The sequence below is a fragment of the Aurantimicrobium minutum genome (genome assembly GCF_002355535.1).
Classification (GTDB): Bacteria; Actinomycetota; Actinomycetes; order Actinomycetales; family Microbacteriaceae; genus Aurantimicrobium; species Aurantimicrobium minutum.
The window spans coordinates 1,213,436-1,239,279 of record NZ_AP017457.1; the positions used below are offsets into that span (position 1 = coordinate 1,213,436).

The window sequence follows — 25,844 nt, forward strand, 5'->3', positions numbered from 1 at the left end:
CGTAAATTAGATTAGCTCACATTCGCGATAATTGCAAGACCAATATATAAAAGGGCACGGACATTCTGCGCAAAAGTGCGTAAATTCAAGTAAGTTGGTTATATGAATGAATTTGTGGACTCTTCTGGTCGCGCGCTTTCGGACTATGCGCGTCCGTCCGTCACTGTTGACACAGCAGTCCTCACAGTCATCCCCTATACCAACGAGTTATGCGTGGCGCTAGTAACCAACTCCGATGACCAGCCATGCCTACCCGGAACATTCATCCACGAAAACGAGACGCTGGAACAAGCAGCTAAACGTGCACTCCGCGAAAAGGTGGGAGACTTTGACGTCTCCCCCATACAACTCCATGTGTTTGACGGACAGGGCCGCGACCCTCGTGGGTGGGTTATCTCCGTTGCTCACATCGCCGTTGTTCGCTTTGAAGATGCACCAGGAATTGAATTCACAGCAATCAGTGACGCTGAGGGACTTGCTTATGACCACGATGAAATGTTGGCAAAGGCAGTAGAGAAACTTCGCTCGGACTACTCAGAGCAACCGGACCCATGGAATCTGCTCGAGCGATTTACACTTCGTGAGCTTCGTGAAGTTCATGAAGCCATTGACCCAAACACTCCACTACGCGATTCCTTCCGCAGACTCATGCAGCCCATGGTTGTGGATACGGGAGAAATCAGTTCTGGTTCAGTAGGAAAGCCTTCACGTATTTGGAGGAAAGAAACCGAAGCGGAGAGGCTAGAGCGTATTTATGCGAAATACGAACGACCAGTATCAATGCGTACCTCACGGTCAAACAATGCCAGATCGCGCTCACAGCAGATAGGAAACCTAGAATCTTTGAGCCTAGAGAGCTCGCTGATGGGAAGTTCCTCTTCCTCGTCAGAAAAAACTGACCGCAATTTTGTCTTTGAAATTCAGTGGTACTCAGGAACAACAACTCATCATGAGGGCCTCACGCTCAATCAAGCGCAGCTACGTTTACAAGAGTTTGAAAAAGAAGTGCGCTCTGCTTGGTCTTCACTCTCAGGCTCACAACAACCGCGTTTTGCGAGGATCGTCAACAACTGGGGCGACGTTCTAGAGGAGATCTCTTTTTAGATATTTCTTTTCCACGAGCGTCGTGATTAAGCGGGTCTGGATGAACGAAAATCCAGAATGTCAGTGGCTGTCTGTATGGTTCCTTTCACCGAGGGGAGCTATACAGTGAACAAACACAAAACGCAGAAGTACCGAATTTCAATTACAACCACAACAGTCGAAGATCTTGAAAAGCTTCGCTATGCCTTCGAAGGCAACATGGCTCATGGTGAACACCAAGACTGTAGTGATGATGTGCTGGTTGCCGCCCTTTTGGGCTGGCACTTCAGGCAGATTCAAGTGGGGGGACATTGGTTTGCTAAGTCACTGCTTCACGAATTCAATATCCGACAGCAACTGCTCCTAGATCCGGCAAAGTCGTGGGTTGACGAAGAACTGCGCCGTGAGCGGGATTTCTTTCGAGGATCACCTAGTACACCAGGAAATATTCTGACGCTTGATGGCATAGACCTCTACACCCTCCAACGTGTTGAAGCACGTGTTCAGGCGGTGAAAATGATGGTGAATAAACTCAACGAAGATCATGGGCACGATGCTCACCGCAGGCTCAGGTACTACAGCGACCAGGCAATTATTGACCTAGGTTTGTGGTGGACACTTACGCAGACCCATTTCGGCGAAGTCGAGGTCGAAGACTTTCCCTTCTGGGTAAAGGACGAAATCGTTGCTCGTGCACAAGCACGTCAAGACGTTGAGGGAGGAACCCTCGTTCCTGACGCAATGGAGCTTCCACCACTTTCTCCAAGTGAAAGGGTCACGTTCTTCAGAAGCCGCAGAATTTCCAACAGAGATAGATTCTGGACTGATGATCGAATTCGAGCAGCAATGGAGATGGGGTTGTGATCACACCCGAACAAAGCGAGCTGTTCATCACAATCTGGAAAGAAAGAATTCCAGAGGTGGTGAACTGGAGTGATGAGCAAATCGATCTATCTATGCTTCATGGTGCCTAGAATGCCCAAGCGACACGTCCAATCCTTAATTGGTCTGCACAAAATCTAGATGGTAGTTAGTTACTCTCCTACATACATCACAGGGTTTGCATTTCCTTGCTTGTAGAGATGCGCTACCGACTTCCAGAGATATCTTTTTCTGAGTTCCTCTGGCGCTACTTTTCCAACGAATTCAATACGACCTTCGGTTTTGTATTCTTCGATCGGTTTCCACAATCGACTGGTCTCTGAATACATCGTTGAGTTCGCAGGGAGCCACTGGGTCACATCATAAACCTCTCTAATGACACCGCCGTAAACCGCGAAGACATAGCGAGCTCTTTCCTGGGCCTGGTCAATGCTCATTTTCCACATTCCCCGCGTGGCATCATAAAGCTCTTGATCGGTACGTGAAGCAGAGTCAGGGAAGCTGTCTGTGATTTTAATAAGGACACCGGGCACATCAAAGTATTCGATCTTTTCGGTTTGTAGTCGCGCCTGAACTTCTTCAACAGTCATGCGGCCTGCTTTTCGGGAACCGTGACCAACGACTTTATTGGTCAGGTTCTCAAAGCCAATAAGATCAATAGCTGCTGCTTCCATTTTGAAAGCAGTTTGCTCATCAAGTCCAAAAGCTAAAAGCTCAATGACCGGCTCAAGCCCTGCTTCCTTGAGCTGTTGAATTCTCTCCACCTTGGGGCTCTCTGATGTATCAGTCAGATGCGCAAAGGCTCTGTTACCTGTTCCCTTGCCGACATAAAAAGGTTTGTTGTCCCGAGGGTCAACATAGAGATAGACATAGAAACCTAGCTTTTCGGTGTCTAAAGTGAATTTCTTCATTGTGTCTCCTGCGACTTCCTCTTGAAAACCTTATTCGCACTTCGGCATAAAAACACTTCACCCCCGCATCTCTGCGGGGGTGAAGTTATGTGTCTATTGACTACTTCTTCTCGTCAACATCCTTAGCCAAGGTACCGAGGTAAAGCTCGATGACCTTGGGGTCATCGGCTAGCTCGCGACCGGTGCCGGTGTAGGCATCGCGTCCCTGGTCTAGAACATAACCGCGGTCAGCAATCTGGAGACAACGACGAGCGTTCTGCTCCACCATGATCACCGAGACACCGGCTTTGTTGATTCGACGTGTACGAATGAAGGTCTCATCCTGACGAACAGGAGACAGACCAGCCGATGGCTCGTCCAGAAGAAGGACCTTAGGGTCCATCATCAGGGCGCGAGCCATCGCGACGGACTGACGCTCACCACCAGAGAGCGACCCTGCACTTTGAGAACGACGGTCTCGGAGCACGGGGAAGATGTCAAAGATGGCGTCCAGACGTTCGTTCAAACGCTTGGGTTGCAAGAAGATACCCATCTGAAGGTTTTCTTCAATGGTCAGGCTGGGGAAGACGTTGTTGGTCTGTGGCACGAAGCCCACACCCATCTGAACCAGCTTGTTGGTCTTGAAACCGGTGATGTCTTCACCGTTGAGGACGACATTGCCCTCACGAATCTTGACCAGACCGAAGAGTGCCTTGAGCAGGGTGGACTTACCGGCACCGTTAGGGCCGATAATTCCAATGAGCTCACCAGGGTAGGCCTCGATGGAACATCCGTTGAGGATGTTCACACCGGGGAGGTAACCGGCAACAAGGTTGTCGGCGCGCAGTACTGGCTCAACACCAGGCTTGATGTCATTTGCCATTACTTCTTCTCCTTTGCAGCTGGAGCGTCCATGGCACCGTCTTCGAGCAATGAGTCATCGCCGAGGTCGGTGTCGTGGTGGGCTCCCAGGTAGGCGTCAATGACGGCCTGGTCACTCATGACGGTGTCCGCTGGACCTTCCGCCACGACGCGACCTTCTGCCATCACGACAACCCAGTCTGAAATGTGGCGAACCATGTGCATGTCGTGCTCCACGAAGAGCACGGTCATGCCCTCGTCGCGCAGGGACTGGATGTGGCCCAGCAATGACTGTGTCAGTGCGGGGTTCACACCAGCCATGGGCTCATCGAGCATGATCATGACGGGGTCGCTCATCAGAGCGCGGGCCATTTCGAGTAGTTTCTTCTGACCACCAGAGAGGCTACCGGCGAGGTCATCTTTCTTCTCGAGCAGCTTGAAGCGCTCGAGAAGGGCGAGAGCCTTCTCGGTGTTTTCCTTCTCCTGGGCTGCCCAGAGAGGCTTCACAAAGGCAGCGAGGAAGTTTTCTCCGCGCTGGTCCTTTGCCCCCAAGAGAACGTTCTGGAGAACGGTCAGACGTGACAGTGCCTTGGTGAGCTGGAAGGTACGGACCATACCGCTCTTTGCTACCGAAGCAGCAGCGGTGTTTCCGAGGTACTTTCCGTTGAAGGTCCACTTCGCAGCCTTGTCAGCGGAGGGTCCACCAAACATCTTCTTTGCAGAAGTTGGCTGGTCGAATCCGGTGATGAGGTTGAAGAAGGTGGTCTTACCGGCACCGTTAGGTCCGATCAGTGCGGTGATGACACCGCGCTGAACTTCGAGGTGGTCTACATCGACAGCACGGTTACCACCGAACTCACGAACGACGTTGTCGACGGTGAGGATGGCATCGGGCTTGGATGAGCCAGGAGTGTGGGCAACGCTCTTGAGCTCGGCACGAGCTTCAGCAGCGGTCTTGTTTGTGGTGCTAGACATTGAAGTTCAGCTCCTTCTTGTTACCCAAAATTCCTTGCGGTCTGAATATGACCAGAAGCATCAGTGCGACACCGACCATGATCCAGGAGAACTGCTCGGTCTGCTGCGTGTTCAAGACGGCATCGGGGACAAGGATGTCCACGGTGCCCTGGATGAAGATACGCAGAGCGAAGAACAGGATGGAACCAAGGACGGGACCCCAGATGGTGGCAGCACCACCGAGGAGCATCGCGGTCCAGATGAGGAAGGTCATGTTACGACCGAGCGCATCTGGCTGCACCGAGGTGGGGAGGACGTAGAACATACCTCCGATAGCACCGAGGACACCACCGATGATCAGTGACTGCATCTTGAAGGCGAAGACGTTCTTGCCGAGGCTGCGAACTGCGTCTTCGTCTTCACGGATGCCCTTGATCACACGACCCCAGGGGCTGCGCATGAGCAGCCAGACCAAGATGGCAAAGATGACTACCAGTGACCAGGCAACGATTCGGACGAACCACCCGTTCACACCAGTGTTGTCGAAGGTGAACCACAAGATGGTGGTCTGGCCGTCGGGGAATGGTGAGAGGGCACTGAAGTCGTTACGGTAACGCTCACCAGCAAGACCGTTAGAACCACCGGTGATGTCATTGAGCACCGAGGCACGACCGACCATACGGACAATTTCCGCGGCGGCAATGGTCACGATAGCCAGATAGTCACCACGCAGTTTCAGGGTTGGGATACCCAGAAGCAACGCGAAGATAGTTCCACCGGCGAGGGTGGCCAGCACGGCTGCCCAGAAAGGCCAGCCCATGATGGTGGTGACGGAGAAGGCGTAGGCACCAACAAGCATGAAGCCTGCCTGACCCATGTTGAGCAGTCCGGTGAAACCGAAGTGCACATTCAAACCAATTGCTGCGATAGCAAAGGCTGCGGTGGTCGGCAGAATAGCGTTCGCCGACATGTCATAGAAGACTTTGATCCACATATCCATGACTGTCCTCCTTAACCGATCCGCTCTTTGCGACCGAAGATACCCTGCGGACGAACCAGCAGGACAACAATCAGAAGCACAAGGGCTGTTGCGTACTTGAAGTCACCGGGGACGACCAGGTTGGCAAGCTCAACGGTCATACCGATAATGAGCGAACCAACGAGGGCACCGAAGGCAGTACCGAGACCACCCAAGGTGACTGCGGCGAACATGAGGAGCAGAAGCTGCATACCTGTCTGCCAGTTAATACCGTTGAGAACAAGACCGAGCATGACACCGGAGAGACCAGCGAGCGCGGTAGCGAGTACCCAAACGAGGCGGATGATGCGGTCTACGTCGATACCTGATGCTGCAGCAAGTGCTGGGTTGTCAGATACGGCGCGAGTCGCACGACCGGTACGAGTCTTGAGCAGGAACAGACCTACCAAGATGAGGACCACGATGGACAATCCCATGGCCCACAGTGACTCGAAGGTCAAGGTGACGGGGCCGATGGTGAAGGTGTCGGGGTTCTTCATCAGGATGCGGACGGTGGATGCACCGTAGAACATCTGGAAGGTGTACTGCAGGGCCAGGGCCAGACCGATGGTCACAATGATCATCTGGGTGAGGCTCAGGCCCTTCTTACGCAGAGGCTTCCAGATCACCGCGTCTTGGATGTAACCGGTGGCACCGGTGAGCACAACCACGATGAGGACGGTGAGGAAGATGTTCAGGCCGAGAACGTTTGCGAAGGTGTAACCCAGCAAACCACCCAAGGTGACCTGTTCAGCGTGAGAGAAGCTGGAGAGACCAGTGGTTCCGTAGATGAGGGACAGACCGATCGAGGCCAAAGCAAGGAGCAGACCCAGGCGCAAACCGGAGACGACTTGCTGTGCAAGACGGTCCCAGTCAAAGCCAGTGGCTGCGGCATCTGCGTTGGAGCCACCACCGTTGTCTGCGCCTCCATTGTCACCGCCGGCGACTTTGAAGATTGCACCCTTGGCGAATCCCAGCGTGATGTCACGCTCTTGGCTTGCTTCACCCTCCAGGGTGACGCCAGCGGGAAGGGTGGCCTCATCGAGTGTGATGACGTAGACGCCAGCAGCAGTAACTGCAGCGCTCCACTTTCCGTCCTTGTCCGTGACAGCTACGACGTTTTGATCGTTACCTACCACGGTGATTTCGACGCCTTCACCAGCACCCTTGATGGTTCCGTTAAAGCACGCAGTCGCCGCGTCAGGAACACAAGGTTCGCTGGTGGCGGCGTGGGCGGAAATTCCCTGCCCGAGCGTGAAAGTCAGAACCAACAGTCCCATGAGTACACCGAAGAGCACTCGTAGGTTTTTAGGGCTGGTACGGCGCGCTAAAGCTGTGTTTACCACTGCACCTCCATAGGGAGGACATCCGAACTGTTGGTCACGCAATGCCCTCCGTTTTGCTTCTCGAATGTCGACTTTGACAGACGATACCTGTTGATTATGTCGCACTAATTACATGAGCGCGATATTGCCAACAAAGGAAAACTTTAGTACGGGAATATGTGCTCTGTGCAACCCGTTAAGCTGGATGTCAAAGGGTTTACTGTAACGGCGCGGAAAAATGCCCGAAATTTCGGACAAATAGATTAAGAAATTGAGGAATCAATGGTCGAGAACGATCCATTTGGTTTTGTTGGACTCACCTACGACGACGTGTTGCTTCTTCCTGGCCACACGGATGTTATTCCCAGTGAAGCAAACACCTCGAGCCGCTTCACTCGCCGCATTACGCTGTCGAAGCCTTTGATCTCTAGTGCCATGGACACCGTGACCGAGGCACGCATGGCTATCGCCATGGCCCGCCAAGGCGGTATTGGCATCTTGCACCGCAACCTTTCTATTGAGGACCAGGCTGACCAGGTAGATAAGGTCAAGCGTTCTGAGTCCGGCATGATTACTAACCCCGTCACCACTACCGCAGACGCCACCGTTGCTGAGGTGGACCGTCTGTGTGGTCAATTCCGTGTGAGCGGTCTTCCTGTGGTCGATGCCGAAGGAACGCTCGTTGGCATTATTACCAACCGCGATATGCGCTTTGTCTCTGAAGCAGATAAGCAAAAGCTCACCGTCAAAGAGATCATGACCCCCATGCCGTTGGTCACCGCTCAGGTGGGTGTCTCTGCCGATGACGCTATTGCTCTGCTGGCCAAGCACAAGATTGAGAAGCTGCCCATTGTTGATGGTGCTGGCAAGCTCACCGGGTTGATCACCACCAAAGACTTTGACAAGTCCGAGAAGTATCCCGACGCCACCAAAGATGAAGCAGGACGCTTGCGCGTCGGTGCCGCTATTGGTTTCTTTGGTGACGCCTGGCAGCGCGCAGAAGCACTGCGCGATGCAGGCGTCGATGTTCTCGTTGTGGACACCGCTAACGGTGACTCTGCTGGCGTGCTGGAGATTATTAAGAAGCTCAAGGCTGACCCTTCTTTTGCACACATCGATGTTGTTGGTGGCAACGTGGCAACACGTTCGGGCGCACAGGCACTCGTTGATGCCGGCGCTGACGGCATCAAGGTGGGTGTGGGCCCCGGCTCTATTTGCACGACGCGTGTTGTTGCGGGTGTGGGTGTTCCTCAGGTCACGGCCATCTGGGAGGCCTACCAGGCTGCTGGTCCTGCCGGTGTTCCCGTGATTGCTGATGGTGGCCTGCAGTACTCCGGTGACATTGCTAAGGCACTGGTTGCCGGAGCTGAGTCCGTCATGCTGGGCTCTCTCTTCGCAGGATGCGACGAGAGCCCCGGAGATCTTGTCTTTGATAACGGTAAGCAGTACAAGAGCTACCGCGGCATGGGATCTTTGGGTGCCCTCCAGACTCGCGGCGAGCGCACCTCTTACTCGAAGGACCGTTACTTCCAATCTGACGTCCCCAGCGATGACAAGCTCATTGCTGAAGGTATTGAAGGCCGCGTGGCCTACCGCGGGCCTTTGGCCGCGGTGGCACACCAGCTGGTGGGTGGTTTGCGACAGTCCATGTTCTATGTGGGTGCTCGCAGCATTGCTGAGCTGCGTGCCAAAGGAAAGTTTGTGCGCATTACTGCTGCCGGCTTGAAAGAGTCCCACCCTCACGACATCCAGATGGTTGTCGAAGCACCGAACTACCGTAAGTAACGAAAGACGTCTGGGGAACTACCGTGACTGAAATTGAAATTGGGCGTTCAAAGCGCGCACGCCGGGCGTTCGCCTTTGACGACATTGCTGTCGTTCCCTCGCGCCGCACACGTGACCCCCAGGACGTGTCGGTGTCCTGGAGCATTGATGCCTACCAGTTTGAGATTCCTATCTTGGCTGCTCCCATGGACTCTGTGGTCTCCCCCGAGACCGCTATTGCCATGGGCAAGCACGGTGGTGTGGGTGTACTCAACCTCGAGGGTGTGTGGACTCGCTATGAGAACCCTCTACCTGTTCTTTCCGAGATTCGCTCTCTCCCTGCAGCAACCGCAACCAAGCGTATGCAGGAGATTTATGCCGAGCCCATTAAGGCAGAGCTGATTACTGCACGCCTTGCTGAAATTCGTGCAGCTGGTGTGACCGTTGCTGCAGCACTATCCCCGCAGCGCACACAAGAGTTTTACCAAACCGTGGTTAATGCCGGTGTTGACCTGTTTGTGATCCGTGGCAACACGGTCTCGGCAGAGCACGTCTCAAAAGAAACCGAAGCTCTGAATCTCAAGAAGTTCATTTATGAACTGGATGTTCCTGTCATTGTTGGTGGCGCAGCCACCTACACCGCAGCCCTGCACTTGATGCGCACCGGTGCCGCCGGTGTCTTGGTCGGCTTCGGTGGCGGTGCTGCTACGACCACACGTGCAACTCTAGGTATTCACGCACCGATGGCTACTGCCCTGGCAGATATTGCCGGTGCACGCCGTGACTACATGGATGAATCTGGTGGCCGTTACGTCCACGTCATCGCAGATGGTGGCTTAGGCACCTCTGGTGACGTGGTCAAGGCCATTGCCTGTGGCGCCGACGCTGTCATGCTCGGTTCTGCATTGGCTCGTGCCACGGAAGCGCCTGGTGGTGGATGGCACTGGGGTCAGGAAGCACACCACGGTGAGCTTCCTCGCGGTAACCGAGTTCACGTGGGCCAGGTAGCACCGTTAGAAGAACTTCTCTACGGTCCTGCCACCGTCGCTGACGGTAGCGCCAACATCGTTGGCGCTCTGCGTCGCTCGATGGCCACCACAGGTTACTCGGACCTCAAAGAGTTCCAGCGGGTTGAGGTTGTTGTTTCTCCCTACAACCCTGCGGCACACGGTGCCACAACGATTTCTTCGGCAGATCCGGTTCTCTAATGTCTCAGTCAGCTTCAGCTTCGGGTGTTCACGGAATTCTCAATGCACACACCCGCGCTGAAGCCTTGGCTGCCATGCAGTCGCAGGAGCTAGATGTTCTTGTTATTGGTGGCGGCATTGTGGGCTCAGGGTGTGCCCTTGATGCGGCAACCCGTGGATTGAATGTTGGTGTTGTTGAAGCTCAAGACTGGGCGGCAGGAACCTCTAGTCGCTCCTCCAAGTTGGTGCACGGTGGTATTCGCTACTTAGAACAGTTGGACTTCCACCTTGTTCGTGAGGCACTCACCGAACGTGGCCTGTTGTTGCAGCAGATTGCTCCCCACCTGGTCAAGCCCATTCGTTTTCTCTACCCCGTGGAACACCCCGTCTGGGAGCGTGCGTATGTGGGGGCAGGCATGCTGCTCTATGACGCGTTCTCCTGGATGGGTGGACGCCGCCCTGGTGTTCGACACCACCGTCACCTCAGCAAACGACAAATTGCTCTAGCAGCTCCCAGCTTGCGCTCCTCCGGCATCATCGGCGGCATGAGCTACTACGACGGTCGCGTCGATGATGCACGCTATGTGGCGAACCTGGTTCGCACTGCGGTCGCCAACGGCGCCTACGCGGCGAACCGCACCAAGGTAATTGGTTTCATCCAAGAACAAGGTCGTGTCGTTGGTGTGACCGTGCGAGATGTGGAAACCGGAAACGAATTCCCTATCCGTGCCAAGCAGATCATTAACTCCACCGGAGTGTGGACAGGGGAAACCCAAGAGCTCGTGCACGATGGTGGCACGCTGCGCGTGCGAGCATCGAAGGGAATACACATTGTGGTTCCCCGGGACCGCTTCAAGTCCGTCATGGGCTTGATCATACGCACCGAGAAGAGTGTGCTCTTTGTTATTCCCTGGGGACGCCACTGGATTATTGGAACCACGGATACGGACTGGCACTACGACAAGGTCCACCCCTCTGCCACAGCAGAAGATATTCAATACCTCCTTGACCACGTGAACTCCGTGCTCGAAGACCCCATCACCCACGATGACATTGAGGGTGTGTATGTGGGACTTCGTCCACTGCTGGCAGGTAACTCTGAATCCACCGCCAAGCTCAGCCGTGAACACGTGGTGGTGAAGCCCAAGCCGGGCCTTGTGCTCATTGCCGGAGGCAAGTGGACCACCTATCGTGTGATGGCTCAAGATGCCGTCAATGCCGCTGTGGAAGAGCTCAACGCTGGTGATCCTGCGTGGAATATTCCTGGCAGCATCACCTCTGCTGTTCCCCTGCTGGGCGCTGCCGGATACAAGGGTGCCTGGAATCGCCGTGCTCGCATTGCACGCGATAGCGGGCTCACCGTTGCCCAGGTGGAACACCTGCTCAACCGCTACGGCTCGATGGCCGATGAGGTGCTGGAGATCATTGCTCAGGATGCTGCCCAAGCACAGACTCTGCCGGGTAACCCTGACTACCTGCTCGCTGAGGTGACCTATGCGGTGACGCACGAAGGCGCTTTGCACATCGAAGATGTGCTCACCCGTCGTACCCGCGTCAACATTGAAACCCGCGACCGCGGCGTTGCCGCGGCACCGCTCGTGGCCAAGATTTTAGGCAAGCACTTGGGTTGGAGTGCAGCACAGGAAAAGACCGAAGTGAAGAACTACCGCCTAGCCATCGAGGCAGAGTTTGCTGCCGAGCAGCAAACCACTGACGAGGCAGCGAACGCGATTCGCACAGCCGTGCCCAACATTGTTGAGGCTCCGGCCTAATGCTCAAGACCGCGCTGAAACCTCAGTGGATTGCCTTTCTCATTTTCGTGATGGCAGCCGCTGCTGTCTTTGCCTGGGCCGGAAAGTGGCAGTTAGAACGCGCCATCTTGTCGTCTCAGCCTGTGAACACCGAGTCGGAGATTATGGTTCCGCTCGAGGAACTGCAGGTTCCTGGTGTTGCTATTTCTGAAATAGCTGGTGGGCACATGACAGAGGTGACAGGTTATCTCGCTGCCGAGTCCTACACGCTGCTCACTGGCCGTCTCAACTATGGCGAGTCTGGTTATTGGTTGGTTGGCCGCCTGATCACTCCGGTGGGATCTCTTCCTGTTGCCCTGGGCTGGACTCCGGATGAGGACATAGCACTGGCTGCCCTGGCAGAATTCAACGCTGCACCTGCCGGGGTAGAAAAGCTCTACACCGGACGCTTTATGCCCACCGAGGCACCGGATGTTCCAGACCCCGGCATGGACCCACTCAGTGAGAACACGCTTTCTGTTGCCTCGCTGGTGAACATCTGGCCCGACTTCGCCGGGCCTGTCTATGAGGGCTACCTCATAGACAGTGAAGCTCCCCCTGGTTTTGACGTTATTGAGTCCATTCCGCCTATGAATGAGGGGGCAGTTAACTGGCTCAACATCTTCTATGCACTCGAGTGGATTATCTTTGCTGGTTTTGCATTCTTCATCTGGTGGCGCCTGGTTAAAGATGCCTATGAGCGCGAACTTGAGGAACAAGAGCAAGCACAGGGACAAGTAAACTAGAGCCATGCCTTTAGCCCCTCGCGCCGCTGATATCCCACGAATTCCTGGGGCTCTGAAGTTCTATAAGGTGATGTCCTTCATCACTGGTGGCTTCCTGTTGCTGTTGTGTGCAGAGATGATCTTGAAGTACTGCATCGATATCCGCACCAACTCTTTTGTGTGGCCTGGTGGAATGACCAATCCTGAAACCGGAGAGTTTGTCTTCTTTGAACCTGGCTACGAAATTGAAGCCTTTGGGCCCAATGGTTTCCTTGCACTCGTGCCTTCTGACACCGTGGAAGCTATCAACCTGTCTCTGGGTATCTTGATTATCCACGGCTGGCTGTATGTGATCTATCTCTTCGCAGGCTTCCGCATCTGGTCCAAGATGCGCTGGGACTTTGGCAAGCTTTTCTTCATTGCCCTTGGTGGAATCATCCCCGGTCTTTCTTTCTACGTTGAAGCTAAATACGCCAAGCTGGTCGATGCTTTTCTGGAAACACAGAACCCCGCAGCCGCTACCAAAGGAGAGGCCGCGTGAGCCAGCCCCAGCCCGTTCTCGTCGTTGACTTCGGAGCACAATACGCTCAGCTCATTGCTCGCCGTGTGCGCGAAGCAGGTGTGTATTCCGAGATTGTTCCTCACTCGATTACTGCCGCTGAAGTAAGTGCCAAGAACCCTGTCGGTATTGTGCTCTCGGGTGGACCCTCCAGCGTCTATGAGCCTGGCTCCCCCACGCTCGACCCAGCCATCTTGGAACTGGGTATTCCCGTTTTTGGTATTTGCTACGGCTTCCAGGTCATGGCTCAGGCTCTGGGTGGAACGGTTGCACAAACCGGTGGGCGTGAATACGGTGCCACCGATGTGGCCATCACGGCAGATCACGCCCTCGTGGGCGGTCAGCCTGTCACCCAGACCGTGTGGATGAGTCACGGTGACCAGGTTGCCACTGCACCGGCTGGCTTCACTGTCGTTGCCTCGACGGACGCAACCCCGGTTGCGGCCTTCGCCAACGACGAGCGCAAACTCTATGGAGTGCAATGGCACCCAGAGGTCAAGCACTCTGAATGCGGTCAGGACCTACTGGAGAACTTCCTGCACAAGTGTGCCGGGCTTCCTGCGGACTGGAACAGCGAGAATGTCATTGAGACTCAGGTTGCTGCTATCCGCGCTCAGGTGGGCTCAGGACGCGTGATCTGTGGTCTTTCTGGAGGTGTGGACTCCGCTGTTGCCGCAGCCATTGTTCACAAGGCTGTGGGCGACCAGCTGGTGTGTGTTTTTGTAGACCACGGGCTGCTGCGTCAGGATGAGCGCCGCCAGGTTGAAGAAGACTACGTCAAGGCCACCGGTATTCGCCTGGTCACCGTTGATGCACGCGAACAGTTCCTCACCGCACTTGCGGGCGTGAGTGATCCAGAAACCAAACGCAAGATTATTGGCCGCGAATTTATTCGCACCTTTGAGCAGGCAGAACGCGACCTCATGGCCGAAGCTGAGGCAGATGGGGAACCCATCAAGTTCTTGGTTCAGGGAACGCTCTACCCCGACGTCGTGGAATCTGGTGGCGGCAGTGGAACTGCCAACATCAAGAGCCACCACAACGTCGGTGGTCTTCCCGAAGACCTCCAGTTTGAACTCGTGGAGCCTCTGCGCACCCTGTTCAAGGATGAGGTGCGCGCCATTGGTCGCGAGCTGGGTCTTCCTCACGAGATCGTGGGACGCCAGCCTTTCCCTGGTCCTGGACTGGGTATTCGCATCGTGGGTGAGGTCACGCAAGAGCGTCTCGACCTGCTGCGCGAAGCAGATGCAATTGTTCGTCTCGAACTCAGCGCAGCTGGTCTGGACGATGAGATTTGGCAGTGCCCTGTTGTTCTGCTGGCGGATGTGCGCTCAGTAGGCGTCATGGGTGATGGTCGCACCTACGGACACCCCATTGTGTTGCGCCCTGTCTCCTCAGAGGACGCTATGACAGCAGACTGGACTCGTCTGCCCTATGACCTCCTAGCCAAGATCTCTAACCGCATTACCAATGAGGTGGCAGGGGTCAACCGCGTCGTGCTGGATGTCACCAGCAAGCCACCAGGAACTATTGAGTGGGAGTAAGTTCCCCCCCCCCCCCAACACAAAGATGCTCCGAGAATTTCTTCTCGGAGCATCTTTTGTTCAGACCAAGCGATCACCAAAACGCTTGGACGTGGTTGTTAGGACTTACCCTCAACAGCTGTTGCCCAGATGGGAACGTTCTTGTTGTTGAACTGGTAAATACCAACGAATGCGGAGGATGGGTCGTTCAGTTCGTTGAAGGGACCAATCGAAGATGGACCCTGGTACTGAATTTCCTTACCAGCCTTGATCAGGTCAACACAGGCTGCGAAGGTGGTGCACTTCTCGCCGCCGTTAGCACCAGAAACTGCAGCCAGGTTAGCCTGGATGGTTGCTGGGGTGTTGTCGCCACCCTTGGTTGCCGCGAGAGCTGCAAGCATGGTTGCGTCGTAGGATTCTGCTGCGTAGATGAAGTCAGTGAGTTCTTCACCCTGAACGTCAGACCAGTACTTGGTCAGCAGAGCCTTGAGCTCGTCTGAAGGAGCTGCACCAGGGATGGTTCCCTGAGCACCCTCAAGTGTGCCGGCTTCGAAGTCTGCTTCGAATGAGCTGGTGTTACCGTCAACGAAGTAGGTGTTAGCCATGTCCCAGCCCTGAGCAACAAGCTCGGGGATGATTGCCTTGGTCTCATCGAATGCGATCACAACGAGTGCATCTGGGTTTGCAGACAGAGCTGCGGTGACCTCAGAAGAGAAGGTGGTCTGAGAAGGAGGGAATTCCTGACCCTTGCCCTGACCGCCGTAAACAACTTCTCCACCTGCTTCATTGATAGCTGCTTCGGTCGAGTCACGAAGACCGGTTCCGTAGGAGTCGTTGAAGACGAGGAATGCAACGCTGGAGTTTCCGTCACCGGTGATGAGCTGACCGAGAGCGTTACCCTGAACGGTGTCTGGTGGTGCAACACGGAAGTAGAAGGGGCTGTAGCCAGACAGTGCTGCTGCAGTGTTTGCAGGAGAGATCTGAACGATGCCTGCTTCGGTGATGGCGTCAACAACGTTAAGAGACACACTCGAGGATGCAGCACCAAGAACGAAGGACACCTTCTGCTGAATGAGGTCTTCTGCAGATGCAGTAGATACAGACATGTCGCTGGAGTCACCAGAGTCGGTGTTGTAAACACATGCGTCGGTACCGTTGACGCCACCAGCAGCGTTGATGTCTGCTACTGCGAGACCAACACCAGCAATTTCAGGTGGGCCGAGGAACGCTAGGTTACCGGTGGTGGGAAGCAAAGTTCCGACCTTGAAGGTGTTGTCGCTGGTGCTGTCTGCAGCACAATCAGCAGCGGCGTATGTCGCGCCAGATGCGTTGTCAGAAGATCCGCTTGCACAACCAGCCAGCACGAGTGCTGACGTTGCTGCGAGAGCTAGACCACTGAGCGCACGTGTGCGGAGTGAAAGTTCACGCATAATGCTCCTCTTTGATTAGGGGCCTGCAGAGAGCAAACCCACCTCACGGTAATACGAAGGAGATTAATCGTTTTTCATTTATCTGAATCGTTCGGAGCCACACGACACAACATCCCTGCTAAGTCGGGGAAATGACGGAAAGACGTTCTCCGCAATATTCCATGGGGTGAAAGAACAGCACCCCCGGTCCGAAGACCGGGGGTGCTGTTTACTGTGCAATTACTGCTTAGGACTTACCCTCAACAGCAGATGCCCATACTGGAACGTTGACATCGTTGTACTTGTAGATACCGATGAACGCGGAGGATGGGTCATTCTTGTCGTTGAAAGGACCAACCGAAGATGGACCCTGGTACTGAATGTCCTTGCCAGCCTTGATCAGGTCGACACAAGCGGTGTAAGTGGTGCACTTTTCGCCGCCGTTAGCACCAGAAACTGCAGCCAGGTTAGCCTGGATGGTTGCTGGGCTGTTGTCGCCACCCAAGGTTGCAGCGAGAGCTGCAAGCATGGTCGAGTCGTAGGACTCGGCAGCGTAGCTGAAGTCAGTGAGCTCTTCGCCCTGAACGTCAGACCAGTACTTGCCGAGGAGTGCCTTGAGCTCGTCCGAAGGAGCTGCACCAGGAATGGTTCCCTGAGCACCTTCGAGGGTACCTGCTTCAAAGTCCTTTTCGAAGGATCCGGTGTTTCCATCGGTGAAGTAGGTGTTAGCCATGTCCCAGCCCTGAGCTACGAGCTCGGGGATGATTGCCTTGGTCTCATCGAATGCGATGACAACAAGAGCATCTGGGTTAGCTGCAAGAGCTGCAGTTACTTCGGAGGAGAAGGTGGTCTGAGCAGGAGGGAACTCCTGGCCCTTACCGGTTCCACCGTAAACAACGCTTCCGCCACCTTCAACGATTGCAGCTTCGGTCGAGTCACGAAGACCGGTTCCGTAGGAGTCGTTGAATACGAGGAATGCAACTGTTGAGTTTCCGTCACCGACGATCAGCTGACCGAGAGCAGAACCCTGAACGGTGTCTGGTGGTGCAGTACGGAAGTAGAAGGGGCTGTAGCCAGAAAGAGCTGCAGAGGTGTTAGCAGGAGAGATCTGCACAATGCCAGCCTCGGTGAACGAGTCAACAACGTTGAGAGAAACACTCGAAGATGCTGCACCAATGACAACAGAAACCTTCTGCTTGATGAGGTCTTCAGCTGAAGCGGTAGAAACAGACATGTCGCTAGAGTCACCAGAGTCAGTCTGGTAGAGGCAAGCGTCCATACCGTTTACGCCGCCAGCAGCGTTGATGTCAGCTACTGCAAGGCCAACACCAGCAATTTCCGGTGGGCCGAGGAACGCAAGCGAACCGGTTACGGGGAGGATAGTTCCTACCTTGAAGGTGTTTTCGCTAGTGCTGTCAGCGGCACACTCAGCTGCGGTGTACGCAGCCTCGCTTGAGCCACCGTCGGAAGATCCAGACGCACAACCTGCCAGCACCAATGCTGACGAAGCTGCGAGAGCCAGACCACCGAGTGCACGAGTGCGGAGAGAAATTTCTCGCATGGTACTCCTTGGTGATTTATATGAGTCGAAGCGCGCAGGACGCACTTCGTTGTATTACCAAACTAGGCGAGACATGTTTCCTGAAACAACATTTCCGGGTTACAACTCGGTAACAAACTGTTAGACACCGAAAGAAATTGTCATATTGCGCAAATTAGGCGCACAAATTGTGCAAATGGCGCCTGAATTGTGCGCCGAAGACTACTTTTTCTTCTTCTCTACGACGATGGTCTTGCCAAAGTAGGCAACGCCGGTTTCAGTGTCGTAGTTAATCTGGCCTGCAGGCCCCACGTAGTTGATGGCTTGTTTGTCGTTGACAGCTGAGACACACATGCCGTAGCTGGTGCACTTGAAGCCTGCCTGATTGGTCACAGCAATGAGGCCCTGAGTAATTGAGGCGCCACCGTCATCCTTGGACACAGTTGCTGCCAGAGCAGACGCAATAGTGAGGTCATAAGACTCAGCACCATAGCCGTATTCGGACACGGAAGGGTCAGAGCTCTTCAGGCGTGCAACGAAAGCGTCATCTGCTTTCACGGCAGTGACCGTCGCACCCTTGGGTGCGTTGTCCTTGGTTGCGATAGAGACGATGGCCACGTTGGCGTCATTCTTTGCCACCAGCTCGGCCAGGGTTTCAGCAACACCCGTGGAGGCAGGAGCAATGATGACGTCTACGCCTCGAGAGACCAGATCGTTGAAGCTGGCTTCAGTTGCTGCCGCATCGCCGTCACCGGCGTTGCGGTGCAGGACCTCGACAGGAACCTTGTTGTAGCCACCCTGTTCGTTGATTTCACGAATAGCAAGTTCAATACCGGCAGCTTGAGAAGCAGAGTAGGCAGCGAGGTCGCCGGTGACAGGAGTCATGTCACCGATGCGCAGCACACCATCGCCCGAGGGCTTCACGGGAGTCGGGGTAGCAGTGGGTGTGACCTCACCGCCGGAGCATCCAGCCAACGTGAGTGCAAGCGCACCTGCAACGATTGTGGCGGCAATCTTATTCAGACCCACGATGTACCCATTTCTGTGAACGACTAACTACCGCCTCCACAGTACCGAGCACTATGCAGGTTCGCTTTGATGGCACGCGCTCTATTCGATAGTGAGTTCTTCTGCAGCACGAGCAAGGCGGTTCGCCTTGCCATGGCGCAGCATGTCTGTGGTGAGCACAATCAGTGCCACCCAGATGATGAAGAAGCCCACCCAGCGCACCGGCGGCATGGGCTCATGCAGCACGAAGACGGCCATCAAGAACGAGAACACAGGTGTGGAGTATTGAATCAAACCAATAGCGGTCAGGGGCAGTCGGCGAGCACCAGCACCAAACATGATGAGTGGCACCGCGGTGACCACACCAGCTGAGGCAAGCAACAGAGTGTGCGTGAAACCATAACCAAAGAAGGAGAGCCCAACCAGGTTAGAAACGATCATGAGCTGAATGATCGCCACCGGCGTCATCCACATGGTCTCAATAGTGAGACCACTGATGGCATCGACCGAGACGCCGGTGCGCTTCTTGATCAGACCATACAAACCAAAGGACGCTGCCAAGGTGAGCGAGATCCACGGAATTGCTCCATAGCTCACGGTCAACACGATGACGGCAACAAAGCTGATGCCGACGGCAACCCACTGCATGGTGCGCAGTTTCTCGCGCAGCACGATCACACCCAAGACAACTGTCACGATGGGGTTGATGAAGTAGCCCAGTGACGACTCGACAATCTGGTTGCTGAGCACCGCCAGGATGAAGACCTGCCAGTTGATATAAATCAGCACTGCTGCCACACCCAAGGTGAGCATGAGTTTGCGCTGTTTCAAAATGACAACAAGTTGTCGCCATTTCCTCGAGACGGCAATCAAGAACGTGCAGAAGATGAGAGAGAACAGGATGCGATAGCCGACCACTTCAAAGGGCGTCGCAGGTTCCAAGGTGAGGAAGTAGAGCGGGAACAAGCCCCACAGCCCATATGCACCAAAGGCATAGAGCAAACCGGAACGGGAGAGCTTCTCGGGTGCAGGAGCAGCTGGAGAAGTCATTATTCGAGACTACTCCTGTGAATAGCCTAAGAGGTTAAACAGTGAGGGCCCCGGAAAACCGGGGCCCTCACTAGTGAGATTGTGTTAGCGAACGACGATCGCGAGAACGTCACGAGCGGAGAGTACGAGGTACTCTTCACCGGCGTACTTGACTTCGGTTCCGCCGTACTTGGAGTAGATAACCTTGTCACCTTCGGCGATGTCCAGAGGAACACGGTTACCGTTGTCGTCGATGCGGCCGGGGCCTACAGCAACGACAACGCCCTCCTGGGGCTTTTCCTTAGCAGTGTCAGGAATGACGAGACCGGAAGCAGTGGTCTGCTCGGCTTCTACCTGCTTGATAACAATGCGATCTTCGAGCGGCTTAATGGCGACCGACACGGTTGACCTCTTTCTTGAACGGGAAGTAAGTAATGGAGTACACATTCAGTTCGTGTACTGAGGTCAAGTCTAGACGGCAATTAGCACTCGCGCAATGTGAGTGCCAATTCATCCCTTGGTAGGTTTACTCTCATGGAGAGTGCTGAACTACGCGAACTGCTCACCCCTGAGGGGCTCGCTCTCCTGAATTCTTTGCCCGAGTATTCCTCCGCGACAGACGTACTCAAGATCGTCTCAGAGTTACGCAAAGCCGGAAATTCCGCGTCATTAGTGGCTTCGGTGCTCACCCAAGCCAAGTTGCGCGCTAAAGCACAATCAAAGTTCGGTGACTTTGCCTCCACGATGTTGTTCACCGAGGCAGGCCTCGAACAGGCAACCAGGCTGCCGGTGGCGGCACTTCATGCCGGTCGTTTTGTTCGCGCAGGGCTCACTCGCGTTGCTGATCTGGGATGTGGAATTGGGGCAGATGCATTGGCTATTGCCGGGGCTGGACTGAGCGTCCATGCAGTGGAGGCCGATGAAGTGACCGCTGCCATTGCCGTGATGAACCTCAGCGCCTTCCCCGAAGCAACTGTTTCTCACGGCACAGCCGAAGAAGCAGACCTCACCGGCATCGAGGGTGTTTATCTCGATCCTGCCCGGAGGACCTCCGGACACAACAACACCAGTCGCCTGACCAAGTCTGAAGACTATTTGCCATCTCTCGATTTTGCCTTCGGTCTCGCAGCGCAACTGCCGACCGGAATCAAACTAGGTCCTGGCTTTGATCGTGAGCTCATTCCAGATAACTGTGAAGCACAGTGGGTTTCTGTTGGTGGAGATGTTGTGGAACTGGGGCTGTGGTTTGGCCCACTTGCTAGGGAGGGTATTGCCCGCTCCGCCTTGATCATGACACCAGAAGGAATGCATGAGCTCACCGGAGCTGCAGACTCTGCTGATGCTGAAGTGGGACCTCTGGGCAGATACCTCTACGAACCTGACGGTGCTGTTATTCGAGCACGCCTGATCGGTGACCTTGCTCGCTCACTCGGTGCTCACATGCTCGATGAACACATTGCCTATATGAGCAGTGAGACGTTAGTCCACTCCCCCTTTGCAGCTGCCTTCGAAGTTCACGAGCAGTTCCCATTAGATGTGAAACAACTTGCTGCTGAACTGAGCAAGCGCAACATCGGCACTTTGGAAATCAAGAAACGTGGTGTTGATATTGACCCGGCAGAGTTCCGCAAGAAACTCAAACTCTCTGGGCCGGAATCTGCAACGTTGTTCCTCACTCGCATTGGCGAGCGCAGAGCCGCACTTCTCGCTCAGCGGGCTTAACGAACTCACGCCATCAACCGAGGATGATGGCGTGAGTGCTCTCGAGTGGATTAGTAGTAGTAATTTCCCATTCCCGAGGCGATCACAACGCCCAGGAAGGCAAAGAGCAGGGAGATGACGAGCACAGCAAGGCCGATGCCGACATAGCCCATGATGAGGCCTGCTAGAGCAAGACCGCCGCCTTGTTCACCCGTGCGGCGAACTTCGGCGCGGGCCATGTGGCCGGTGACGACAGCAACGATGCTGGCAAGGAAGGGAATGAAGGTGAGGCCGACAATTCCGGCAACGAGCGCAACAATCGAGAGAGTGTTGGTCTTCTCCGAAGAGACCACGGTCACGGTTGGTGCGGCAGGAGCTGCTGCCTCCGCTGCAGCAGGCTTTGCCACTGCTGCTTTGGTTGCAGGCTTGGAAGTCTTTGGTGCTTTTTCTGTCATGACTTAATTCTAATGAACGTGGATGTCTGTAACTGGGAGTGTGCTGTCAGCTCCAAAACTTAGCGAGGAGGGCTGAGCGCCTTCCATAATGAGCTCTGACGCGAGCGCCGCAATCATGGCACCGTTATCGGTGCACAGAGAGAATGCAGGAATTCTCAACTCAACACCGGCAGCTTCAGCCCGCTGGCTGGCAACTTCACGCAGGCGAGCATTAGCGACAACTCCGCCGCCAAGTAACAGCCGGGGAACACCATAGTCTTGGCAGGCTGCAATAGCTTTGGCCGTCAACACGTCCACTACTGCTTCGCGGAAGCTCGCTGCCACATCGGCTACGGGTATTTCTTCACCGGCATCCCGGCGCACTTCCACCCACCTGGCCACTGCTGTTTTCAAGCCGGAGAAGGAGAAGTCATAGCGGTGCTTGTCCATGTCCTTAGGCAGAGTGAGCCCTCGGGGGAAACGGATTGCTTTCGGGTCTCCGTCGGCCGCAACGCGGTCGATGTGGGGACCGCCGGGATAGGGGAGGCCAAGGATTCGTGCGACCTTGTCAAAAGCTTCACCAGCAGCATCATCGATTGTTTCACCGAGCATCACCACATCCGAGGTGAGGTCTTTGACCAGAAGCAACGAGGTGTGACCACCGGAGACAAGAAGCGCGATGGTGGGATATTCCAGGGGGCCGTCTTCGCCCAGAACATCTGCTCCCACGTGACCAACCAAGTGGTTGACGGCATACAACGGCTTATCCAGCGAAAGTGCCAAAGCTTTAGCTGCACCGACTCCCACCATGAGAGCACCGGCAAGGCCTGGGCCACTCGTGACGGCGACTGCATCGAGATCTGCAAGCTCGATGCCTGCCGTGGCAACTGCCTCGGTGAGGGCGGGGCGTAAAGCTTCCAAGTGTGCACGAGCAGCAACCTCGGGAACCACGCCACCATAGCGAGCATGTTCATTCATCGAGGAGGCAATAACGTTCGCCAACAATTCACGGCCACGAACAATACCGATACCGGTCTCATCACAGCTGGTCTCAATACCCAGCACGAGGGGTGCTTCTCTATTTATCACAGATCTGCCCCCTTCTTCATGATGACCGCATCCACACCTTCGGGTTGGTAATAACCGGGGCGCACAGCAATTTCTTCAAACCCTAAAGAGGAATACAAGGCAATGGCGTGAGGATTATCTGCACGCACTTCTAAGAAGATGCGGCGCGCATGGCGCGCTTCTGCTTCTTCCAACAGTGCTTCCATCAACCGGCGGCCAAGACCGTGGCTGCGGAAGTCTGGATGAACAGCAATGGTTTGGATATCACCATCGCCAGAACCTTTCGGAGCGAGCAGGCCTGCGTAACCCACGACGAGCGGGTCTCCACCTAACGCATCGGTGTGTGCTTCAGCGATGAGATAGAAACAGTTGTGATCGGCAACATCGCGAGCCATGGCTTCAACAGACCAGGCCTCCCCGCCGAACACAGGAGTTTCGATCTCCATAATTGCGGGCACATCTTCGATGCCCGCTTGGCGCAAGACAATGCTGTTGATCATTTCTGACCCCCACGCATTTCTTGAACAACTCTCTTGGGGCCGTTGCTCATGGTCACATCAGGTGAGCGTAAATACACTGCCGTCGCGGGAGGGAACTCTTTTCCTTGGATCAGCATTGCCTCAGCAACGAGACCCAACCACTCGGCGTGAACTTCACGAGCATCCAACCGGATACCTTCTGCTTGAGGAACTTCATCTGCTTTCGCAAGAGCTGGGCCTTCGACTCGAGCAGGTATTCCGTCCGTGATCTGGGAGTACGCGCTCCAGAACAATTCCTTCCGCCGCGCATCGGTAACCACGTGAACAGGCTGCGAGCTCGCGGCGAAATGTTCAGCAGCAACAGCGTCATGGCTCACCATGGGCAACAGGATTGCCCCGGCGCCGAATGCGAATGCATCGGCGGCAGCAATCCCCACACGCAAACCCGTGAACGGGCCAGGTCCCATCCCTGCAGCTACGTAGGTAACGTTCTCTGCCTTCACTGCAGCCTCGGTGAGGACCTCCTGAATGAAGGGCCCCACCACTTCGGCATGACGCATGGTGTCGGGGGTGGAGCGTGAAGCGAGAACACGCCCCTCATTCACCAGGGCAACGCTTGTTCCCGCAGAGGTATCAATGGCAAGAATGATGGTGGTCATGATTGCTCCCACCGTGACCCGTGCCCGGTAAGGGTGACATGACGTGGCTCGACGAGTTCCTCACCGAGCTCACCAGCTTGGCCGCCCTCGGGGCGCTCAATAACAACATCGAGCCAAGAGTCCACGATGCCATCAAGCATGCCGGCACCCCACTCAACAACAACGACCGAGTTGGCGAAGTCAATATCGAGATCATCGAGTTCAACGGCGCTATTCAAACGATAGGCATCGACGTGCACCAACGGTGCACCGCCGATCAGGCTGGGGTGGGTTCTGGCAAGAACGAAAGTGGGAGAGGTAACGGGTCCACGAACCTGCAAGCCTTCACCAATACCGCGTGTGAGTGTGGTCTTGCCCGCGCCTAGGGGCCCAGTCAACACAAGAACGTCTCCGGCACGAAGCTCACGGCCAATATCGAGACCTAGCTCATGCATCTCTTCCGGAGTGGAAATGGTGCGTGTGCCCAGCATTAGACCTGGCCTTCGTAGATGTATTCCAGGCGCGTAGGAATCAGCCTGGTCACTATCTCATAGCCAATAGATCCGGCGGCCGCTGCCCAGTCATGCACGGAAGGGTGCCCGAGCTCAGGGTTGCCAAAGAGCACCACGTGGTCTCCCACCGCAACAGGGTCATCCCCCACATTCACCAGGAACTGATCCATCGCAATACGGCCCGCCACTGGATAGGTGGAGCCGTTGAGCAGGACAGGGCCATTCAAGGATGCATCGCGGTTGATGCCGTCACCATAGCCAAACGGAATCAACGCCAGGGTGCTCTCGTGTGGTGTGCGGTGCAGGTAGCCATAGCTCACACCTGTGTTCTCGGGAACGCGACGAACAGCCACCACACGCCCCTCAAGCGTCATCGCAGGGGTAAGACCAAACTGTTCTGGACGGTGTTCCTCTGTGGGACCAATGCCGTAGGCAGCAATCCCTGAACGAACCATATTGAATCGCGTCTCAGGCAGCGTCAGCGCTGCCAGCGACGCAGCTAAGTGAACATAGGGAGGTTCAATCCCTGCATCTGCCAGTTCAGAGATCCCCACCAGAAACACCTTGAGCTGTTCGAGGTCATCTTCTGGGGTGGTGTTGGAGAGGTGACTCATCACACCTTCAACAACAAGATCTCCCGAGGCATGCAGTTCGGCAGCGGTGCGGAAGAACGCATCCCACTGATTTGGGCTGGCGCCATTACGACTCAGCCCAGTGTCCAATTTGAGGTGAACGCGAGGGGTTTTGTGCACTCGGTGTCCAGCCGCCGCGATGGCGTTCAGCTGTGCAACCGAGACGGCACCTAAAGTGATGTCTACCCCAACTGCTTCATCGAAAGTTTCATCTGGGGCATGAATCCAACACAGCACCGGCGCTGTGATTCCTGCCTCGCGGAGGGTAAGTGCCTCGGAAATATCTGCTGTGCCCAACCAAGTTGCTCCACCGGCTAGCGCAGCGCGGGCAGCCGGAACCATGCCATGGCCGTAGGCATTAGCTTTGACCACAATCAAAACATCGTCCACGCCGGTGATCTCCCGGATGCGTCGAACGTTGCCAGCTATGGCATCGGTGTTGACGCGGGCAATGCGAAACGGTGTGTGGCTCATGCGGCAGCGCCTTCGGCAACCACGAACGCAACAGCAGCATCGGCGTCATGCGAAATAGACAGGTGCACCGAGGTTATTCCCCGTTCGTGTGCCATCTGGGCAGCTGCCCCACTCAAGTCAAAAGAAGGCTTGCCCAGCTGGTCTTTGATAACAACCATGTCGTGGAAGGTCATCGAACCTGAGCCGCCGAAAGCTTTAATGAGAGCTTCCTTGGCTGCGAACCGGCCCGCTAAAGAGTGTGCGGGAAGTTCACGTTCCGATTCAACAAAGAGTCGTTCAGCGAGTTTGGGGGTGCGCTCAAGCGCCCGCTCAAAGCGAGCGATGTCGACGATGTCGACGCCCACTCCCATGATCATGAG

At 55.3% G+C, this 25,844-nt stretch carries 26 protein-coding genes; 9 read left to right on the forward strand and 17 right to left on the reverse strand.

Going from position 1 to position 25,844, the window contains the following annotated elements; all coding sequences use genetic code 11:
- The first annotated feature begins 102 nt into the window (after window positions 1–102).
- Both AUMI_RS08220 and AUMI_RS05955 read left to right on the forward strand, forming a co-directional pair.
- Window positions 103–1,104 carry an NUDIX hydrolase gene (locus AUMI_RS08220; protein ID WP_197702056.1) on the forward strand — a complete coding sequence of 334 codons (1,002 nt, stop codon included), beginning with the start codon at window positions 103–105 and terminating at the stop codon, window positions 1,102–1,104.
- Between the two features lie 105 nt (window positions 1,105–1,209).
- On the forward strand, window positions 1,210–1,947 hold the full coding sequence (locus AUMI_RS05955) for a hypothetical protein (RefSeq protein ID WP_148664062.1): 738 nt from the start codon (window positions 1,210–1,212) through the stop codon (window positions 1,945–1,947).
- Window positions 1,948–2,117: 170 nt separating this feature from the next.
- Here AUMI_RS05955 and AUMI_RS05960 read toward each other — a convergent pair whose 3' ends face one another.
- The 5 genes from AUMI_RS05960 to AUMI_RS05980 all read right to left on the reverse strand — a co-directional run bounded on the left by AUMI_RS05960 (window position 2,118) and on the right by AUMI_RS05980 (window position 7,034).
- The gene (locus AUMI_RS05960) at window positions 2,118–2,876 is read right to left on the reverse strand and encodes an LEM-3-like GIY-YIG domain-containing protein (RefSeq protein WP_096382433.1); all 759 of its coding nucleotides are present in this window, start codon (window positions 2,874–2,876) and stop codon (window positions 2,118–2,120) included.
- Between the two features lie 100 nt (window positions 2,877–2,976).
- Window positions 2,977–3,738: an ABC transporter ATP-binding protein gene (locus tag AUMI_RS05965; RefSeq protein ID WP_096382436.1), complete on the reverse strand. Its 762-nt coding sequence runs from the start codon at window positions 3,736–3,738 to the stop codon at window positions 2,977–2,979.
- Window positions 3,738–4,691: an ABC transporter ATP-binding protein gene (locus AUMI_RS05970; protein ID WP_096382438.1), complete on the reverse strand. Its 954-nt coding sequence runs from the start codon at window positions 4,689–4,691 to the stop codon at window positions 3,738–3,740. Before AUMI_RS05970 ends, AUMI_RS05965 begins: the two co-directional genes overlap by 1 nt.
- Window positions 4,684–5,670, reverse strand: a complete 987-nt coding sequence (locus AUMI_RS05975) for a branched-chain amino acid ABC transporter permease (RefSeq protein ID WP_096382441.1) — start codon at window positions 5,668–5,670, stop codon at window positions 4,684–4,686. The genes AUMI_RS05970 and AUMI_RS05975 overlap by 8 nt, the downstream gene beginning before the upstream one ends.
- An 11-nt stretch (window positions 5,671–5,681) precedes the next feature.
- Window positions 5,682–7,034 (reverse strand): branched-chain amino acid ABC transporter permease, encoded by a 1,353-nt coding sequence (locus AUMI_RS05980; protein ID WP_231951719.1) that lies wholly within the window; start codon window positions 7,032–7,034, stop codon window positions 5,682–5,684.
- 261 nt (window positions 7,035–7,295) lie between these two features.
- Between AUMI_RS05980 and guaB the strand changes: the two genes are divergently transcribed.
- Genes guaB through guaA form a run of 6 tightly spaced genes read left to right on the forward strand, consistent with a single transcriptional unit; the run spans window position 7,296 to window position 14,582 of the window.
- Window positions 7,296–8,798: an IMP dehydrogenase gene (guaB, locus tag AUMI_RS05985; protein ID WP_096382442.1), complete on the forward strand. Its 1,503-nt coding sequence runs from the start codon at window positions 7,296–7,298 to the stop codon at window positions 8,796–8,798.
- Between the two features lie 23 nt (window positions 8,799–8,821).
- On the forward strand, window positions 8,822–9,985 hold the full coding sequence (locus AUMI_RS05990; RefSeq protein WP_096382445.1) for a GuaB3 family IMP dehydrogenase-related protein: 1,164 nt from the start codon (window positions 8,822–8,824) through the stop codon (window positions 9,983–9,985).
- Window positions 9,985–11,736 carry a glycerol-3-phosphate dehydrogenase/oxidase gene (locus AUMI_RS05995; protein WP_096382447.1) on the forward strand — a complete coding sequence of 584 codons (1,752 nt, stop codon included), beginning with the start codon at window positions 9,985–9,987 and terminating at the stop codon, window positions 11,734–11,736. The genes AUMI_RS05990 and AUMI_RS05995 overlap by 1 nt, the downstream gene beginning before the upstream one ends.
- The gene (locus AUMI_RS06000; protein WP_096382450.1) at window positions 11,736–12,500 is read left to right on the forward strand and encodes an SURF1 family cytochrome oxidase biogenesis protein; all 765 of its coding nucleotides are present in this window, start codon (window positions 11,736–11,738) and stop codon (window positions 12,498–12,500) included. Before AUMI_RS05995 ends, AUMI_RS06000 begins: the two co-directional genes overlap by 1 nt.
- 4 nt (window positions 12,501–12,504) lie before the next feature.
- Window positions 12,505–13,020: a DUF3817 domain-containing protein gene (locus AUMI_RS06005; protein WP_096382452.1), complete on the forward strand. Its 516-nt coding sequence runs from the start codon at window positions 12,505–12,507 to the stop codon at window positions 13,018–13,020.
- Complete coding sequence (gene guaA, locus AUMI_RS06010) at window positions 13,017–14,582, forward strand: glutamine-hydrolyzing GMP synthase (RefSeq protein WP_096382455.1); 1,566 nt, start codon at window positions 13,017–13,019, stop codon at window positions 14,580–14,582. Before AUMI_RS06005 ends, guaA begins: the two co-directional genes overlap by 4 nt.
- A 98-nt stretch (window positions 14,583–14,680) precedes the next feature.
- On the opposite strand, the gene AUMI_RS06015 is transcribed toward guaA, so the two are convergent.
- The 5 genes from AUMI_RS06015 to groES form a co-directional block, all read right to left on the reverse strand.
- The gene (locus AUMI_RS06015; protein ID WP_096382457.1) at window positions 14,681–15,991 is read right to left on the reverse strand and encodes an ABC transporter substrate-binding protein; all 1,311 of its coding nucleotides are present in this window, start codon (window positions 15,989–15,991) and stop codon (window positions 14,681–14,683) included.
- 226 nt (window positions 15,992–16,217) lie between these two features.
- Entirely contained in the window at window positions 16,218–17,531 is a 1,314-nt protein-coding gene (locus AUMI_RS06020) for an ABC transporter substrate-binding protein (RefSeq protein ID WP_096382460.1), read from the reverse strand.
- Window positions 17,532–17,732: 201 nt separating this feature from the next.
- On the reverse strand, window positions 17,733–18,539 hold the full coding sequence (locus AUMI_RS06025; protein WP_096382463.1) for an ABC transporter substrate-binding protein: 807 nt from the start codon (window positions 18,537–18,539) through the stop codon (window positions 17,733–17,735).
- An 81-nt stretch (window positions 18,540–18,620) separates the two neighbouring features.
- Window positions 18,621–19,568 carry an EamA family transporter RarD gene (gene rarD / locus AUMI_RS06030; RefSeq protein WP_096382467.1) on the reverse strand — a complete coding sequence of 316 codons (948 nt, stop codon included), beginning with the start codon at window positions 19,566–19,568 and terminating at the stop codon, window positions 18,621–18,623.
- Between the two features lie 84 nt (window positions 19,569–19,652).
- Entirely contained in the window at window positions 19,653–19,949 is a 297-nt protein-coding gene (gene groES, locus AUMI_RS06035; protein WP_096382469.1) for a co-chaperone GroES, read from the reverse strand.
- Between the two features lie 132 nt (window positions 19,950–20,081).
- Here groES and AUMI_RS06040 point away from each other — a divergent pair, with 132 nt between their 5' ends.
- The gene (locus tag AUMI_RS06040) at window positions 20,082–21,269 is read left to right on the forward strand and encodes a class I SAM-dependent methyltransferase (protein WP_096382471.1); all 1,188 of its coding nucleotides are present in this window, start codon (window positions 20,082–20,084) and stop codon (window positions 21,267–21,269) included.
- Between the two features lie 50 nt (window positions 21,270–21,319).
- On the opposite strand, the gene AUMI_RS06045 is transcribed toward AUMI_RS06040, so the two are convergent.
- Genes AUMI_RS06045 through AUMI_RS06075 form a run of 7 tightly spaced genes read right to left on the reverse strand, consistent with a single transcriptional unit; the run spans window position 21,320 to window position 25,841 of the window.
- On the reverse strand, window positions 21,320–21,703 hold the full coding sequence (locus tag AUMI_RS06045; protein ID WP_096382473.1) for a DUF4190 domain-containing protein: 384 nt from the start codon (window positions 21,701–21,703) through the stop codon (window positions 21,320–21,322).
- Window positions 21,704–21,712: 9 nt separating this feature from the next.
- Window positions 21,713–22,771: a tRNA (adenosine(37)-N6)-threonylcarbamoyltransferase complex transferase subunit TsaD gene (gene tsaD / locus AUMI_RS06050; RefSeq protein ID WP_096382476.1), complete on the reverse strand. Its 1,059-nt coding sequence runs from the start codon at window positions 22,769–22,771 to the stop codon at window positions 21,713–21,715.
- The gene (gene rimI, locus AUMI_RS06055) at window positions 22,768–23,250 is read right to left on the reverse strand and encodes a ribosomal protein S18-alanine N-acetyltransferase (protein ID WP_096382478.1); all 483 of its coding nucleotides are present in this window, start codon (window positions 23,248–23,250) and stop codon (window positions 22,768–22,770) included. Before rimI ends, tsaD begins: the two co-directional genes overlap by 4 nt.
- A complete protein-coding gene (tsaB, locus tag AUMI_RS06060) occupies window positions 23,247–23,888 on the reverse strand; it encodes a tRNA (adenosine(37)-N6)-threonylcarbamoyltransferase complex dimerization subunit type 1 TsaB (RefSeq protein ID WP_342411383.1) in 642 nt (213 codons plus the stop codon). Before tsaB ends, rimI begins: the two co-directional genes overlap by 4 nt.
- Window positions 23,885–24,358, reverse strand: coding sequence for a tRNA (adenosine(37)-N6)-threonylcarbamoyltransferase complex ATPase subunit type 1 TsaE (gene tsaE / locus AUMI_RS06065; RefSeq protein ID WP_197702057.1), 474 nt, complete (start codon window positions 24,356–24,358; stop codon window positions 23,885–23,887). Before tsaE ends, tsaB begins: the two co-directional genes overlap by 4 nt.
- Complete coding sequence (gene alr, locus AUMI_RS06070; RefSeq protein ID WP_096382481.1) at window positions 24,358–25,485, reverse strand: alanine racemase; 1,128 nt, start codon at window positions 25,483–25,485, stop codon at window positions 24,358–24,360. Before alr ends, tsaE begins: the two co-directional genes overlap by 1 nt.
- Window positions 25,482–25,841 carry a holo-ACP synthase gene (locus AUMI_RS06075; protein WP_096382483.1) on the reverse strand — a complete coding sequence of 120 codons (360 nt, stop codon included), beginning with the start codon at window positions 25,839–25,841 and terminating at the stop codon, window positions 25,482–25,484. Before AUMI_RS06075 ends, alr begins: the two co-directional genes overlap by 4 nt.
- Window positions 25,842–25,844 lie beyond the last annotated feature (3 nt).

Excerpts from the sequence above, each read along its gene's own strand:
- AUMI_RS08220 (WP_197702056.1), top strand. The coding sequence starts at position 103 with ATGAATGAATTTGTGGACTCTTCTGGTCGCGCGCTTTCGGACTATGCG.
- AUMI_RS05960 (WP_096382433.1), bottom strand. The coding sequence starts at position 2,876 with ATGAAGAAATTCACTTTAGACACCGAAAAGCTAGGTTTCTATGTCTAT.
- AUMI_RS05965 (WP_096382436.1), bottom strand. The coding sequence starts at position 3,738 with ATGGCAAATGACATCAAGCCTGGTGTTGAGCCAGTACTGCGCGCCGAC.
- AUMI_RS05970 (WP_096382438.1), bottom strand. The coding sequence starts at position 4,691 with ATGTCTAGCACCACAAACAAGACCGCTGCTGAAGCTCGTGCCGAGCTC.
- AUMI_RS05975 (WP_096382441.1), bottom strand. The coding sequence starts at position 5,670 with ATGGATATGTGGATCAAAGTCTTCTATGACATGTCGGCGAACGCTATT.
- guaB (WP_096382442.1), top strand. The coding sequence starts at position 7,296 with ATGGTCGAGAACGATCCATTTGGTTTTGTTGGACTCACCTACGACGAC.
- AUMI_RS05995 (WP_096382447.1), top strand. The coding sequence starts at position 9,985 with ATGTCTCAGTCAGCTTCAGCTTCGGGTGTTCACGGAATTCTCAATGCA.
- AUMI_RS06000 (WP_096382450.1), top strand. The coding sequence starts at position 11,736 with ATGCTCAAGACCGCGCTGAAACCTCAGTGGATTGCCTTTCTCATTTTC.
- AUMI_RS06005 (WP_096382452.1), top strand. The coding sequence starts at position 12,505 with ATGCCTTTAGCCCCTCGCGCCGCTGATATCCCACGAATTCCTGGGGCT.
- AUMI_RS06015 (WP_096382457.1), bottom strand. The coding sequence starts at position 15,991 with ATGCGTGAACTTTCACTCCGCACACGTGCGCTCAGTGGTCTAGCTCTC.
- AUMI_RS06020 (WP_096382460.1), bottom strand. The coding sequence starts at position 17,531 with ATGCGAGAAATTTCTCTCCGCACTCGTGCACTCGGTGGTCTGGCTCTC.
- rarD (WP_096382467.1), bottom strand. The coding sequence starts at position 19,568 with ATGACTTCTCCAGCTGCTCCTGCACCCGAGAAGCTCTCCCGTTCCGGT.
- AUMI_RS06040 (WP_096382471.1), top strand. The coding sequence starts at position 20,082 with ATGGAGAGTGCTGAACTACGCGAACTGCTCACCCCTGAGGGGCTCGCT.
- AUMI_RS06045 (WP_096382473.1), bottom strand. The coding sequence starts at position 21,703 with ATGACAGAAAAAGCACCAAAGACTTCCAAGCCTGCAACCAAAGCAGCA.
- rimI (WP_096382478.1), bottom strand. The coding sequence starts at position 23,250 with ATGATCAACAGCATTGTCTTGCGCCAAGCGGGCATCGAAGATGTGCCC.
- tsaB (WP_342411383.1), bottom strand. The coding sequence starts at position 23,888 with ATGACCACCATCATTCTTGCCATTGATACCTCTGCGGGAACAAGCGTT.
- tsaE (WP_197702057.1), bottom strand. The coding sequence starts at position 24,358 with ATGCTGGGCACACGCACCATTTCCACTCCGGAAGAGATGCATGAGCTA.
- alr (WP_096382481.1), bottom strand. The coding sequence starts at position 25,485 with ATGAGCCACACACCGTTTCGCATTGCCCGCGTCAACACCGATGCCATA.
- AUMI_RS06075 (WP_096382483.1), bottom strand. The coding sequence starts at position 25,841 with ATGATCATGGGAGTGGGCGTCGACATCGTCGACATCGCTCGCTTTGAG.